At 66.5% G+C, this 14,805-nt stretch carries 11 protein-coding genes; 10 read left to right on the top strand and 1 reads right to left on the bottom strand.

The window, feature by feature from the left end; all coding sequences use genetic code 11:
* On the bottom strand, positions 1 to 935 hold a 935-nt coding region (locus tag HET64_RS11275), incomplete at its 3' end, for a sigma-70 family RNA polymerase sigma factor (RefSeq protein WP_308369980.1).
* A 705-nt stretch (positions 936 to 1,640) separates the two neighbouring features.
* Between HET64_RS11275 and HET64_RS11270 the strand changes: the two genes are divergently transcribed.
* The 10 genes from HET64_RS11270 (at position 1,641) to HET64_RS11225 (ending at position 14,692) form a co-directional block, all read left to right on the top strand.
* A complete protein-coding gene (locus HET64_RS11270) occupies positions 1,641 to 2,648 on the top strand; it encodes an ABC transporter substrate-binding protein (protein WP_215104379.1) in 1,008 nt (335 codons plus the stop codon).
* A 66-nt stretch (positions 2,649 to 2,714) separates the two neighbouring features.
* On the top strand, positions 2,715 to 3,476 hold the full coding sequence (locus HET64_RS11265) for a trans-aconitate 2-methyltransferase (RefSeq protein ID WP_215104377.1): 762 nt from the start codon (positions 2,715 to 2,717) through the stop codon (positions 3,474 to 3,476).
* A 2-nt stretch (positions 3,477 to 3,478) separates the two neighbouring features.
* Positions 3,479 to 4,519, top strand: coding sequence for an iron ABC transporter permease (locus HET64_RS11260; protein WP_251145145.1), 1,041 nt, complete (start codon positions 3,479 to 3,481; stop codon positions 4,517 to 4,519).
* A complete protein-coding gene (locus tag HET64_RS11255; RefSeq protein WP_308369978.1) occupies positions 4,516 to 5,364 on the top strand; it encodes an ABC transporter ATP-binding protein in 849 nt (282 codons plus the stop codon). Before HET64_RS11260 ends, HET64_RS11255 begins: the two co-directional genes overlap by 4 nt.
* Before the next feature lie 162 nt (positions 5,365 to 5,526).
* Positions 5,527 to 6,999, top strand: coding sequence for a S8 family peptidase (locus tag HET64_RS11250; RefSeq protein ID WP_308369976.1), 1,473 nt, complete (start codon positions 5,527 to 5,529; stop codon positions 6,997 to 6,999).
* 861 nt (positions 7,000 to 7,860) lie between these two features.
* Entirely contained in the window at positions 7,861 to 8,103 is a 243-nt protein-coding gene (locus HET64_RS11245; RefSeq protein ID WP_215104371.1) for a hypothetical protein, read from the top strand.
* A 160-nt stretch (positions 8,104 to 8,263) separates the two neighbouring features.
* Positions 8,264 to 9,979, top strand: a complete 1,716-nt coding sequence (locus HET64_RS11240; protein WP_251145144.1) for a S8 family serine peptidase — start codon at positions 8,264 to 8,266, stop codon at positions 9,977 to 9,979.
* A gap of 492 nt (positions 9,980 to 10,471) precedes the next feature.
* Entirely contained in the window at positions 10,472 to 11,329 is an 858-nt protein-coding gene (locus HET64_RS11235) for an XRE family transcriptional regulator (RefSeq protein ID WP_215104367.1), read from the top strand.
* Between the two features lie 431 nt (positions 11,330 to 11,760).
* Positions 11,761 to 12,966 (top strand): S1 family peptidase, encoded by a 1,206-nt coding sequence (locus tag HET64_RS11230; RefSeq protein WP_215104365.1) that lies wholly within the window; start codon positions 11,761 to 11,763, stop codon positions 12,964 to 12,966.
* Between the two features lie 391 nt (positions 12,967 to 13,357).
* Complete coding sequence (locus tag HET64_RS11225) at positions 13,358 to 14,692, top strand: M14 family metallopeptidase (protein ID WP_215104364.1); 1,335 nt, start codon at positions 13,358 to 13,360, stop codon at positions 14,690 to 14,692.
* Positions 14,693 to 14,805 lie beyond the last annotated feature (113 nt).

Genomic DNA, 14,805 nt, shown 5'->3' with positions numbered 1-14,805 from the left:
CGCGACGACGGCGGCGACGAAAACTCGACTTCCGCTCTGGCGCTGGGGAGGGGCCTCGCGGCCGGTGCGGTCGTACGAGGGGGCGGGGCGGTACGCGTCGGCTCCGCGGGCGGTGCGGTGACGCTCGCTCGAGGCGACGGCCACATCAGCAGTGCGACCGTGACCGCTGCCGCCAGTGTCACGGCCCCGGCCGTGTACGGCAGAACTGCTCCTGCGGCCTGAGACTGCCCCTGTCGAGCTGCCTCACGGACCGTTTCCCAAAGAGCCGTGCCGGCGTACAGGGGCACGACGAGGCCGATCCCCGCGAGAAGCCCCTCCAGCGGCACCGCGCCTTTGCCCCTGTCGCCGCACTGATCACAGCCGCGCACGTGACGCGCCAGCCGCTTGCGCCACAACGGCCGCGGTGCACCGTCCCACGTCACGACCAGCGACGCCAGCCCAGAGCACCGGGCTTCCACGCGCAACGCCCGAACCACGACACGCGCCGACTCCAACTGTTCCTTCAACCGTTGTACGCGTACTGCGGTATGACGGGTCGACAGCCCTAGCGCGGCCGCCAACTCCGCGCGAGTCAACATCCCGGCGGCTTCCAGCCACCACAAAGCAAGCGCCTCCTGGTCGGAGTCGTCCAGCCACCGGGTCGCCTCCGCCGCCTCCCGCCGCTGCCCGGACAACCCAAGCCGCAGGATCGTCAGTTCAGCGAAATCCAGGGTCGGATCGGGGAGGCACTCCGCCTCCGCCAACGAGACTGCTTGTGACTGACGAAGCGCCCAGCGATTGCGTATCTGGTTCATGGCTATGGCGATGAGCCACGAGCGGAACCTGGATGCGTCCCGGAGGCCGGGCAGACCGTCCAGCGCACGCAGCATGGTCTCCTGCACCACGTCATCGACATCACCATGCCCGTTCAGCGCCCGGCCGACCACGTTGTACACCAACGGAAGGCTGTCGGCCGCCAGCCGCTCACGCGCGGCAGGGTCGCCGCGACGGGCAGATCGCACCGTTATCTCGCTGATCGCACCATTCACCGAGTCTTTTCACTCTCTGTAGGAGGTGCTGTGCCGCACGCACGCCACCCCGGGCGATGCATGGGTACGCGGGAACCGGGTTCGCGCGTCCCATGGCCCCTCCGCGCCGACCTTGGCGGGCAGGCCTCCGCGCCAGTGGCACTTTAGTCACTAACCAAAGCAATAACCAGGGGCGCGCCGAGGGGCAGCCGTGAGACATGTGACCCTCGGATGCATGGGCACGGGCAGGCCCGGCAGCGCACGAAGCCAGCTCTTGGGACAGAAGCAACAGCGATCACGCTATTTGAACATGGCTTCCATTATCAAGCCGATCGGCGCCGCCCATCCGGGAGACCGCTCAACCACCGAGTCTCCGATTCTGAGTCGGCAGACCAGGTGGGGCAACACCGAAGAGGAAGGCGGCAGCACGCGCGCACGCACGGCGAGGACCCTGAAGTGACGTGCAGCACATCGCGGACCATCGCCCGCCACCGGCGAATATCCCGCCAGAGCTCAACTCGGAAACCGAGCACACTGGTGACGATACGTCAGGACCAGCTCGCCGCACCCGCCCCCTGTCGCCGAGCCTCGAACCGGCCACGAGCGGCTGGATTGCGGCTATATTCCATGAACATGAAAATCACCTCCATTAAGAGTTCGGTAGGTGCCCTCCTCCTCGTCTCCGGGCTCGCCGCCTGCGGCACTGATGGCGCCAGTTCTCCGGAACGCACGTCTGCGACACCTCAGCCCGGTGCAGTCATCCGCAGCTGTGGGACAGAAGTGGACGTGCCTCGTCCCCCTCGGCGGGCCATATCTTTGGAACAGAACGCTACGGAGATCATGCTCAGCCTGGGGCTGGCGGACAGGATGGCCGGCACCTCCTACCAGACCGACCCGGTGCTCCCCGAACTGTCCGACCAGTACAAGAAGGTTCCGGTGCTCGCGGGTCAGTACGCCGGCCACGAGTCGACGCTTGCCGAGGAACCGGATTTCCTCTATAGCACGCTCTCCTCGGCGTTCGCGGCCGACGCCGCAGGCCCCCGCGCCGACTGGAAGAAGCTCGGCGTCCCGGCGTATCTCTCCGCCCACGACTGCGAAAAGCCCGGGATGACGCCTGCCGAAGTGCGCTTCGAAGCCATCTTCAACGAGATCGAGGACATCGCCACCGTCTTCGGTGTCCGGCAACGTGGGGAGAAGGTCGTCGAGGGTCTGCGTACCCGGCTCGACCGAGCGGTGCGCGAGGTTCCCAAGAACATCGACGCGGACCTGATGTGGTACTACTCCGGCACCACAACCCCTCACATCGCCGGGCATGGCGGCCTGCCCTCCACGGTCAGTGACCTGACGGGACTGGACAATGCCTTCGACGACCTGGAACAGAAGTGGCCCGAGGGCAACTGGGAGGAGATCGCAGAGCGCGATCCGGACGTGATCGTCCTGGCCGACCTGACGCGCGGAGGAGACGGCGACAGTGCCGCAGCGAAGAGGAAGTTCCTCCGCACCCACCCCCTCACCTCACGCCTCAGCGCCGTGCGGGAGAACCGGTTCATTGTGGTGCCCGGCTCTGCCATGGACCCCTCCGTTCGCAGCGTCGGTCTGGTGGAGGAGCTCAGCAAGGGTCTGGCAAAGCTCTACGGCTGACACCGCCTACCTGCTTCCGCCCCGGCAACACCGCCCCGATCCTCCTCCAGAACTGAGGCCACTCCTATGACCGAAAATGCCCTCTCCCCGCGCGGCCTCCTGGAACGCTGGGACAGCCAGCAATCCGCCTACGTCGCCCACCGGGAACAGCGCTTCCAGTCGATGCTGGACGTGCTGCGTCTACACCTGAGCGAGCCGTTCCATGTCCTCGACCTCGCTTGCGGTCCCGGCTCCCTGGCCGACCGCGTCCTTACCGCCTTCCCTCATGCGCGGGTCACGGCTGTCGACTACGACCCCGTGCTGCTGCGTCTGGCCGGCGCGGTGCTCGCGGAGCACGGCGACCGGGCCACGGTCCTGGACGCCGATCTCGTACGGGCCGGCTGGGCGGAGCCGCTGGTAGGCCAGAGGATCGACGCCGTCGTCTCCTCCACCGCCCTGCACTGGCTTTCCCCCTCCCAACTACTGGGCGTCTACACCGCACTCGCCGACCTCCTGCCGGCCGGAGCCCTGTTCCTCAACGCCGACCACCTGCGCTACGGAACCGGCAACGACACCCTCAAAGCCCTGTCCGCACGTCATGATGCCGAGGTGCAGCGCGCCTCGTTCACCGCCGGGGCGGACACGTGGGACGCCTGGTACGAACTGGCGACCGCCCAGCCAGGGACAGCCCCGTTCGTGGCCGAACGTCGGCTGCGCTTTGCGGACCGCCCCCCGCAGCCGCACTCCCCACTCCATTTCCACCTCGCTGCCCTCAGCACCGCCGGCTTCGCCGAGGTGGGCACGGTGTGGCAGTACCTCGACGACTACGTGGTCTTCGCGCGACGATGAGCATGAAGAACGTGACCACGAGCGGGCTGCGGGGCTCCCGCCTGCGGGGCGCGCTCGTCCTCGCCTGTTGCGGCGTCCTCCTGCCGCTGTCCGTGCTCATCGCGGTCGGCACAGGCAGTGCTGACATACCGCCGGCGGACGTGGCCCGCACCATAGGAGTCCATCTCGGGGCACCGTGGCAAGCCTTGCCCCCGCTGCGCGACAGCATCGTGTGGGACCTGAGACTCCCGCGCGTCCTGCTGGCCGCACTGGTGGGGGCAGGCCTCGCCCTGTGCGGAGCGGTCCTCCAGGCCATCACGCGCAATCCGCTGGCGGATCCCTACCTGCTGGGCGTATCGGCCGGAGCGTCCACCGGAGCGGTCCTGGTCCTGGTGCTCGGCGTCGGCGCCCTCGGTCTCCCCGTCGGTGCCTTCGCCGGGGCTGTCGCGGCCTTCGGCTGTGTCCTGCTCCTGCTCGGGCGTTCCTTCGGCTCCACGACGAAGGTGGTGCTCTGCGGTGTCGTGGTGTCCCAGTTGTTCAGTGCGCTCACCAGCCTGGTCATCGTGCGGTCCGGCGATGCCGAACGCACCAGGGCAGTGACCTTCTGGCTGCTCGGCTCGCTCGCCTCGGCGAACTGGGTCTCCGTTGGCATATGTTCGCTTGCCACCATGGCCGGCCTGTTGGTCTTCCTGCTGTACGCAGGCCCACTCGACGCCCTCGCCTTCGGCCGTGAGACCGCAGCCAGTCTCGGCTTTTCCCCACGGCGTGCGGAGGGCCTGCTCTACGCGACGACCGCCTTGGTGACCGGGGCGCTCGTAGCGGCCAGCGGCGCGATCGGCTTCGTAGGCATCCTGATCCCGCATGCGGTACGGATGCTCACTCAGGCCCCGCACCGACTGCTTCTGCCCTCCTCCGCCCTGCTCGGCGCTGTCTTTCTGGTCTGGGCGGACACCGCCGCCCGGACCGCTTTCGGCCCGCAGGAGATGCCGGTCGGCGTACTGACCGCGCTCATCGGCGTGCCCGCCTTCGCGGCACTGCTGCGCCGACGTGCGAGGACGGCGTGAAGGGCACCGACCCCGGCATCGAGTGCCGCGCCCACCGCCTGGAGTGGACGGTGAGCGGCCGCGCGGTCGTGGACGGTGTCACCTTCACGGTGCCGCCAGGTTCCTTCACCGGCCTGATCGGCCCCAACGGGTCGGGGAAGTCGACGGTCCTGCGCCTCCTCGCCGGCGTCCTCCGGCCCTCGACCGGCCAGGCGTTGTTGGACGGAACCGACGTGGCGACGCTGAAGAGACGCTGTGTCGCCCGCCGTCTGGCCCTCGTCGCCCAGGAGACCGCCTCCGAGGTCGAGATGACGGTGGCGCAGGTCGTCATGCTCGGCCGGTCCCCGCACCACCGACGAGGAGCCGCCACGGACTCGGACGTCCGCGCGGTCGAACAGGCCATGGCCACCATGGGAGTGGCGGCCCTCGCGGAACGCTCCTGGACCACATTGTCCGGAGGTGAACGGCAGCGGGCCAGCATCGCTCGGGCGCTGGCTCAGGAGACCCCGGCCCTCCTGCTCGACGAACCCACCAACCACTTGGACATCAGCCACCGGCTCGACCTCCTGGAAGTGCTCTCGCACATCGACACCACGGTTGTCGCGGCGCTGCACGAACTCGATCTGGCCGCCCGCTACTGCGACCATCTGGTTCTTCTCGACGCCGGCCGGGTCGTCGCCTCCGGCCCGCCGGAGGCGGTACTCACACCGGCCCTCCTGGAGCAGGTCTACCGGGTTCGGGCCACTGTCGGCGTAGGGCCGGACGACCGGATGAACGTACATACGGCCCCGCTGCAAAGACGTTGGACACCACCCGATATTCACCGACGGATCCCAGCATCGAAATGCTTTGACGAGCCGTCCTGACAATTACCCGACGCATCGCCCGATACACGCAACAGGCAACGTCGAAATATTCCGGTGAATTAATCCTCATCTCCCGTAGTCAGCACCCCGGTCAGATCTCTAACCTCCTCCACCAAAGGCATGTCATGCATCGGACATGCGTTTTCAGAGGAGGCATTCCAGGTGAAGAGAACGATACGCAAAGCCATCATCGTCAGCGCCGCAGGCTCCGTACTGCTGGCACTCGCCGCTACCGGTCCTCTCGCGGTCGCGTCCCCCGCCGCGGTGCCGGATGTCACGGATGCCACGGCCGCGGGCCGCGTGATCGTGAGCTACAAGGCATCGGCAGCCGAGGCGCGGTCGGACAAGGCGGCTGCCGCGGATACCACGGACAAGGCACAGGACGTCGATCAGCGGCTGCGATTCCAGGGGCGTGCCCCCACGGGTGACGTGGTGATCAACCTGGGCGGCCGGCAGTCCAGGGCGGAAGTCGCCGAAGTCCTCGCGGAGTACCGCTCCGACCCGAGCGTTGCCTTCGTCGCACCGGAACTGGTGATGAAGTCGATGGCCGAGGGCGGCGACCCCAGCGATACCCGGTACGGCGAGCAGTGGGACCTCTTCGAGCCGGTCGGCGGCATGAACGTACCTGCCGCCTGGGCGAAGAGCACCGGCCAAGGCACCAACGTGGCCGTCATCGACACCGGCTACGTCAGGCACAGCGACCTCGGGGCGAACGTCCGGGGCGGTCACGACTTCATCAGCAGCGCTGCTTCCGCCCGTGACGGCGACGGCGGCGACAGCAACCCGAACGACGAGGGAACCTGGGGCTCGGCGCAGGAGTGCGGCACAAAGACGGACGTGAAGTCCTCCTGGCACGGCACGCATGTGGCGGGCACGATCGCCGCCATCGCTGACAACGGCAAGGGGATCGCGGGCGTCGCCCACCAAGCCAAAATCCTGCCCGTACGCGCGCTGGGCAAGTGCGGCAGTGGCGGCTCTCTGGACATCGCCATCGGCATCCAGTACGCGGCGGGTGTTCCCATGACGAACTTCCCGACGAGCCCGGACCCGGCCGAGGTCATCAACCTCAGCCTGGGCGGCGCGTCCAAGACCTGCCCCTGGTACTACCAGAACGCGATCGACAAGGCCGTCGCCCGCGGCACGACCGTCGTCGTAGCGGCAGGCAACAGCAACGAGGACGTCTCCGGGCACACTCCGGCGAACTGCAACAACGTGATCACCGTCGCCTCGACCAACCGGCAGGGCGACCGGGCCTTCTACTCGAACTTCGGCGCCAAGGTGGACGTTGCGGCGCCGGGAGGTGAGGTCCGACGTGCGGAGGACGCACCCGGCACGGTCACGACACCGGAGAACGGGATCCTCTCCACGGTCAACACCAGCCAGGCCGGCCCGACCGGCCGGGAGTCGTACGCCCCCATGATGGGGACCAGCATGGCAGCCCCGCACATCGCCGGCCTCGCCGCTCTGCTGAAGTCCGCCGACCCCGGTCTGTCCCCGGCCCGGATCGAGACCCTCATCAAGGGCAACGCCCGTTCTCTGCCCGGCACATGCACCGGCGGCTGCGGCGCGGGAATCGCGGACAGCACCAAGACGCTCGCCGCTCTGAGCTCATCGTCGGAAGGTCTCAGGGACTGAGTGCTCTGCGGATCCGGCCACGCAACCAGGGACTGAAGTTCGTGCAGTGAAGCGAGGAAGGGCCGGCGCCACCGCGGGAACCTGCGGTGGCGCCGACGCCATGCGCCCTCCCCCGTGCCAGCGCCTCCTTCGTTCCCCACTCGCGTGCGATCAGCGCCTGTGCGACTGGTTCGAGAGCCCTCTTCGCACAGGGACAGCGAACGGGAGGACGACGGGTGCCGACCGCCCGACGGCGTCACCCAGCACATCCGCTGGAATCAGCCCCGGCCCGGCTCCGCGCCAGCGCCGACGGCCTGTGACGTCTTCGCCGGGAATTCCGACGTACCAGGAACGACCGAGGACTCTGATGTCCAACCGTGTAGCGAAAGGCCTCCAGGCATCCATGTGGCCGAGGGGGATCAGCCAGAGGAAGCAACCGGTCGCGGTGTCCTCGACCGCGCCCCAGCCCTGCCCCTCCAGTAGTTCCAGCAGATGAGTACCGAGGTGGTGGCCTGTTTGCACCGCGTCAAAGCACGTGCCCACGCGAAGCATGCTCAGGTGACGGTCCCTCAGAAATGCCTGCTCGGGCCACGGGATGGCCGGGCGCTGTAGAGGTGGCGCCGCCGGCAGGGAGAGGAGATGCATCGGGGAAAGCCTTCGGTTAGCTCGGGATGTCGAGATGGTCGCACGCCGGCGCGGTGTTCCCAGGGAGCAACGACGTGGCCTGCCAGCAGGAATGTAGAGCGCCCCCTTGCCCCGTTCAACCGGCAGGGTGCGATCACTGCGTCGCGGTATTTCGACGTTGACTCCAGCCCGAATCCGAAACGCTTGAACTGCGGGGATAGAGGGGCGATTCACCGTTGCGCCTTGCATCGTCGGGCCTTGGCCGTCATCAACACGAGCGAGGGCGAGCCAATGTCGCCCTCCTCCGGCCCGGAAGGTAACCGCAGAATATCCATTGACTTGCGAAGGGCGCGAGCAGCAACTCTCAACGTCGAAAATCGTCCGGCTCACATGTTGTTGTGGCGCAAGGCCGGTTTCCCTAGCCTCCTCCCCAACGAGTTCGACGTGCCGCTGCCCGAACCCGTCACCCCACCCAAGCCCTGCGTCGGCGCCAGCCGCTGAGCAGCCATGCCCCGGAGGTATACACATGACACCACTGACACGAACAGCCCTATCGCTCGCCGCTGTGAGCGCGACGCTCGTCGGCCTCATCGCCTCGACTCCGACGGCCCTGGCCATTCCTTCCCCTCTCACCCCGTCGGCGGGGCCTGGCGCCTCCTTCATGACGCAAGCCGTCGCGACGCAACGCGTCGTCGTGGGATACAAATCCAACACCCAGGAGTCGCACTCCGACAAAGCGGCTGCCGCGGACGCCTCCGGCAAGGGCGAGGATGTCGGCCAGCGCCTGCGCTTCGAGCAGCGCACGCCGACCGGTGAGGTGGTGTTCGACCTGGGCGCCGAGAAGCCGAAGGCCGAGGTCGCGAAGATCCTGGCGGAGTTCCGCTCCGATCCGAGCGTCGCCTTCGTCGAGCCCGAGATCATCATGACCTCGCTGGCGGCGGCAGCCGATCCCAACGACACCGAGTACCGCAAGCAGTGGGACCTCTTCGAAACGGCCGGAGGCATGAACGTTCCCGGCGCATGGCAGAAGTCCACCGGCAAGGGCGTCAATGTCGCGGTCATCGACAGCGGCTACGTCAAGCACGGTGACCTCGGAGCCAACGTCAAGGGCGGCTACGACTTCATCACCAGCGACACGACCGCCCGGGACGGTGACGGCCGGGACGCAGACCCCGCTGACGAGGGCACCTGGGGGGCTGCGGCCGACTGTGGCACCGAGAAGAACGTGGACTCCTCCTGGCACGGCACCCATGTGGCCGGCAGCATCGCCGCTCTCACCGGCAATGGCAAGGGCATCGCCGGGGTCGCGGGCAACGCGGAAATCACCCCGGTCCGCGCCCTGGGCAAGTGCGGGAGTGGTTCCAGCTTCGACATCGCCATCGCCATGCTGTGGTCGGCGGGTATAGACATCGACGGCGTTCCAGCGAACCCGAATCCTGCAGAGGTCGTCAACCTCAGCCTGGGCGGGGAATCGAACGGCTGCCCCGTCTACTACCAGCGCACGATTGACCGCATGGTTGCCCGAGGCACGACCGTCGTCGTCGCCGCCGGAAACTCGAACGTGGACGTGGCGAACGCCACTCCGGCCAACTGCAACAACGTCATCACCGTGGCTTCGAACAACCGTGAGGGCGGCAGAGCTTTCTACTCCAACTTCGGGAGCAAGATCGATATCTCCGCTCCCGGTGGCGAGACCCGTCGCGGCACGGACGCTCCGGGCAGCATCACCACGCCGGCGAACGGCGTCCTCTCCACAGTGAACGCCGGAAAGACCACCCCAACCGGTGCTGAGACGTACGCGCCGATGATGGGGACCTCCATGGCCGCACCGCACATCGCCGGCCTGGCCGCCCTGCTGAAGTCCGCGAAGCCCGGCCTCACGCCGGCGCAGATCGAGGAAACCATCAAGAAGAACGCTCGTGATCTGCCCGGCTCCTGCACCGGCGGTTGCGGTGCGGGAATCGCCGACGCGGCCAGGACGATAGAAAGCCTGGGCACCGGCACGGGAACGGACCCCACGACGCCGTCACCGAGGGTGTTCGGCAGTACGTCGACTCTGAGGATTCCGGACAACGCCCCGGCGGTGACGTCCACAATCAACGTCACCGGTATCACCGGCAACGCCCCGGCGAACCTCAAGGTCTCCGTCGACATCGATCACCAGTGGCGCGGTGACGTGGTTATCGACCTCGTGGCACCCGACGGCACCGTCTACCACCTCAAGGCACTGGCCTCAGCGGACTCGGCAGCCAACATCAAGACGACCTACACGGTCGACGCCTCCGCCGAGAAGGCCAACGGGACGTGGACTCTGCGTCTGCAGGACCAGGCGCGGCTGATCACGGGCACCCTCAGCTCGTGGGGCCTGACCTTCTGATCACGTGGCACCCGATCGGCCGTCACCTGGACTGATTGCCAAGCACGCACGCCAGGTGACGGCCGGCATCTCCAACGGACCTCGGCCAGGTGCGCATTCGGAGGCGGAGATGGTCCGAGCCTGACAACGCAAGTTGCTGCCGTCGTCCGCTTCACAGTTTTCGCGCAAGTCTGTGGAAAGCAACGCCGTGCAGGGAACTTGTGAGGTGCCCCACCAGGATGCAGAGTCAGGGAACCACAGGCCCCACGAGGCAGCCGGGGCCGCGCTAGAAGCAGGCGCCCCCTGGCTCTGTCGGCCCCGCCCAAGTTCACGTCCAACCTTGGAGACGTCATGCCCACGACGCGACTCCTCAGCCCAGGCAGCCCCAACCGATCAATGGACGGGTCACAACCGGCTCTTACACCCCCACAGACAACCCGCGACGAGATCAGGGACACACACGTCGCTCGCAGAGACAGTACGTCGACCTTCTCGACTGAACTCAGGAACGCCGTGCGCCGCCGTGGACTCACCCTGGATCGGCTCCGACAGCGTTTGCTGCTCCAGGGGATCAGAATCAGCCTGAGCACCCTGAGCTACTGGCAGAACGGCCGGAGTCAGCCGGAGCGGCCGGACTCGCTGCGGGCCGTGGACGCGCTGGAAAGCATCCTGGAACTGCCTCGAAGCAGCCTGCGATCCCTGCTGGGGCCGCATCGGCCTCGCGGGCGCGCACCCCAGCAGGACAAGAGCGCCCTGTCACTCCTGCTCACGACCAACGAGTCGTCACCGATGGCTCGGGCTCTCGGCAGTGACTTCGCCGACGTGAACAGCGGCATTCACCAGATGATCAATGACACCACGCTGCGCTTGAACGAAAAGCGCGGCATGGCGGTCATGTCACAGCGCCACGTAATACGCGCGTCGCGTGAGGGTGTCAGGGCGATGACCGTGGTTCAGGTGGACGAGGAATCGGCGGCAGCCCCTCCTGAGATCACCGTTACTTGTGGTCGACTCGGTCGTATGCGCTACCTTCCGGAGCTGCGGACCACTGTCTTCGACGTACTTTTCGGGCATCCGCTGGCGCGCAATGAAACCGCGGTAGTAGCTTACGATTTCCGGGCCTCCGACACGGGAACCCCCTGCTCGTTCTTTCAGCAGAACGTCAGAAAGGGCCTGCGTGAATCACTTCTGCAGGTCGTCTTCCATCCCGGGGCTCTCCCTCTGACGGCGGAAAGCTACCGCCGAAGCTCGTACGAAGGCCAGAGGACGCACGTGCGGTCCGCCACCCTTGACGCGTCTTACTCCGTCCACGTGCTGAACACACGTATGCCGTCGGGCTATCAGGGAATCTGCTGGCGGTGGTCCGACTGAGGTGCGGAGCCGGCCTGATGCTCCGCTACGACGCTGATGATGGGCGCGGATGCCGTGTTGGTGGACGGCACCTGGTGCATCTCTGTCTTCTTCATGCAGGTGCCTCCACTCTGGTGGACCACGGCAAAGCCCCGCGGTCGCCGCCCGCCAGTTCCCTGGGGCTCACTTCACGTCCCTGACGGTCTTGTGTCCTAACCGGCCATATCTAGGTCGCACACGAACCGCCCACAGTTTTAACGCAGTTCTGTAGTGAAGACTGTGCCCGCTGAGCTTGTTGCCAAGGTTTCGCATACGGCAGAGTGCGTGGTGCGGCAAGACCGTAACAGCCGCCCGGTAGGCATCCAACTGGCATCCCGGCATTTGCGCCGCGGCTCACCATGCCATCAATTCTCGGATGCACTGCCACCGCATGAGAGGAAGAAAGCAACCACGTGAAGCATTCTCGTAAGAAGACGCGGAAGTACCTGCTTGCCACGGCAATCGGTGTCGTGGCGACCGGCATCGCCACCGGTGCATACGCCGTCTCCGTCGAGCAGCCCGAGCCCCCTCGCTACGAGGCGGACATGGTGCAGGCTTTCGCGGCGTCGATGGGCGTGAGCGAAGAGGCGGCTGTCGACCGCCTCGACAAGGAGAGCGAGCAGCAGGAACAGCTCACCGGCCTCCGCAAGGAGGGTGTGCAGACCCTCGGCGCTTTCATCGACTCCGATGGCGACATGATCGTCAACGCTGTCGACGGCGAAGCCGCCAAGGAGATTCAGGACGCGGGACTTGAGGCCCGGATCGCCGAGAACGGTGAGAAGGAGCTCGACAGCATCAAGGCGAAGCTCGACGCGAGGGCCAATAAGGAGATACCCGAAGGGGTTTCCTCGTGGTCGGTCGACGTCGCCTCCGACACCGTGACCGTAGAGGTGAACGACCCCTCGGAGCCCGGAGCCAAGTCTTTCCTCGCCGCGGCCAGGAAGAACGGCGACGCGGTACGGGTGGTCACCGGCGCGGAGCGGCTGGAAACCCAGGCAGTCGTGCCTCCCGGTCGAGAAATGGGTATGGGCCGAACTGTCTGTTCGGTCGGCTTCGGTGCCGAGGACAAAGCCGGCAAGGACATGCTCGTCACCGCAGGCCACTGCATCGACAAGCTCCCCTCTCTGACCTACAAGGGGAAGGCCTTCGCCAAGTCGGTGAACAGCCGCTTCGCCGTCGGCAAGCGGAGCGTGGACATGGGCATAGCCGAGGTCCTGCGTGGCAATTCGATCGGAACGGAGGTGTACACCCATGGAAAGGCCAACTCGATCGCAGTGAAGGGCAGCGACCGCGCCGCCCCGGGGTCCGTGGTGTGCAAGTCCGGTCGAACGACCGGATGGACCTGCGGCACAGTCACCTCGTACAACGTCACGGTCACCTACGGCGACGGCAGGCTCGAACCCCAGACCGTGGTGAGCGGCCTGGCCAAGTCCACCGTCTGCACGGAGCAGGGGGACAGCGGCGGCGCCTACATCTCCGGCAACCAGGCCCAGGGCATGACCTCGGGCGGGCCGTCCGGGCAGCGCTGCACCGGCGAGGTCAACTCTCGCGGTGCCTCTTACTTCCAGCCCCTCGATGACGCACTCAAGCACTACCGCCTGAAGCTCATCACGAAGTAGGCCCACGGGTCTCCCATCATGATCCGGGCCCCCAACCCCCCTCGCAACCGGCTGAGGGCCCACTCTCACCCCCACCCGGAGCCCCCAGTTCCGGGTGGGGGTGACTGCCGTGCCGCTGGCCGCGGTCGACAAGGCCCCACCAAGCATGACCCACTTCAGGAAACGGGTGACACAAATCGATCGACAAAAGACACAGTTCGTTCAAGCTTAGCTTGAAGGTATTGGATTCTCCATCTTGAACGCAGAAAAAAGTCAAAGTCGAAAAAGCTGTCAGCAAAGTTCCGTGCGTGACCTGTTATCGGATTGCAGATCGTCCTAACCTTCATGGCATATCCGGGAGGGCAGCAGCCATTCCGCACTGCTTACCCCGGCCCTTTCTCGTGGAGGAATTATGCGTCTCAGGATCCGTCGAGACCGACGGGCTGCCACCGCACTTGCCATAGGCATCGCTCTTGCCGTCGCGGCCCCTCTGACCGCCGGCGCCAGCCAGCCGACCCACCGTCCCGCAGCAGCGGACCTCGAGGCTGTCGGGCAGTACGAGATCCAGGGCACGAGCGCTCCGGCGGAACGGTCCGCGATCGCCGCCACCGGGGTCTCGATCGACGAGGTCAAGCAGCACACGGTCGTCGTCAGCGCCGACAGGGCGCAGGCACGAGAACTCCGCGCTCTCGGGCACACGCTCAAGCCCCTGCCCGCTCCGTCCCCCAAGCTGCCTGCATCCGCAGCGAAGGCTTTCGATTTCCCGCCCACCGATGCCGGCTACCACAATTACGCCGAGATCACCGCAGAAATCGACCGACAGGTCGCCGCTCACCCCGAGATCATGCGCAAGCAGGTGATCGGCAAAAGCTACGAAGGACGGGACATCGTCGCTGTGAAAATCAGCGACAATGCGGCAGCGGATGAGGACGAACCCGAGGTGCTGCTCACGCACCACCAGCACGCCAGAGAGCACCTCACGGTGGAGATGGCGCTCTACCTGCTTCGGGAGTTCGGCGACGATTACGGGAAGGACAGCCGGGTCACCAAGGCGGTAAAGGACCGCGAAATATGGGTCCTGCCCGACCTCAACCCGGACGGCGGCGCGTACGACATCGCCACCGGGTCCTACCGTTCGTGGCGCAAGAACACGCAGCCCAACCCCGGCTCCGCCTACCGGGGAACCGACATGAACCGCAACTGGGCTCACCGCTGGGGTTGTTGCGACGGTTCGTCCGTATTTCCCCGCGACAACACCTACCGTGGCGCGAGGGCCGAATCAGCCCCCGAGGTCAAGGTGGTCGCCGACTTCGTCCGTGGTCGAGTCGTCGGCGGCGAGCAGCAGATCACGGCGGGAATCGACTTCCACACCTACAGCGAACTGGTGCTCTGGCCCTACGGCTTCACGACCAGCGACACGGCTCCCGGCATGACGCAGGACGACCGGGACGCTTTCGCCGCCGTCGGCCGGAAGATGGCGGCAAGCAACGGTTACAAGCCCATGCAGTCCAGTGACCTCTACGTCACGGACGGATCGATCGACGACTGGCTGTGGGGCGACCAGAAGGTGTTCGGCTACACCTTCGAGATGTACCCGACCAGCAACCGCGACGGCGGCTTCTACCCGCCCGACGAGGTCATCGAGCGCGAGACCTCCCGCAACCGCGACGCAGTGCTGCAACTCATCGAGAGCGCCGACTGCATGTACCGCTCGATCGGCAAGGAACAGCAGTACTGCGCCGACTGATGCGCTCCGGGGCGGCGTCCCGCTCCTCGCCGCGTCATCCCTCCTCGCACCGCTGAGGTCCTCGACCGGGCCGCCGGCCCCAACTACGGCTACGGCATCGCAGTCCTTCCCCG

The organism is Streptomyces sp. McG3 (assembly GCF_018619185.1).
In the GTDB taxonomy this organism is placed as follows: Bacteria; Actinomycetota; Actinomycetes; order Streptomycetales; family Streptomycetaceae; genus Streptomyces.
The sequence above is the reverse complement of the archived record's forward strand: the minus strand, read 5'-3'. Positions and strand labels throughout refer to the sequence as shown.

Coding starts and splice junctions, on each gene's coding strand:
- HET64_RS11270 (WP_215104379.1), top strand. CDS start 1,641: ATGAAAATCACCTCCATTAAGAGTTCGGTAGGTGCCCTCCTCCTCGTC.
- HET64_RS11265 (WP_215104377.1), top strand. CDS start 2,715: ATGACCGAAAATGCCCTCTCCCCGCGCGGCCTCCTGGAACGCTGGGAC.
- HET64_RS11260 (WP_251145145.1), top strand. CDS start 3,479: ATGAAGAACGTGACCACGAGCGGGCTGCGGGGCTCCCGCCTGCGGGGC.
- HET64_RS11240 (WP_251145144.1), top strand. CDS start 8,264: ATGACGCAAGCCGTCGCGACGCAACGCGTCGTCGTGGGATACAAATCC.
- HET64_RS11225 (WP_215104364.1), top strand. CDS start 13,358: ATGCGTCTCAGGATCCGTCGAGACCGACGGGCTGCCACCGCACTTGCC.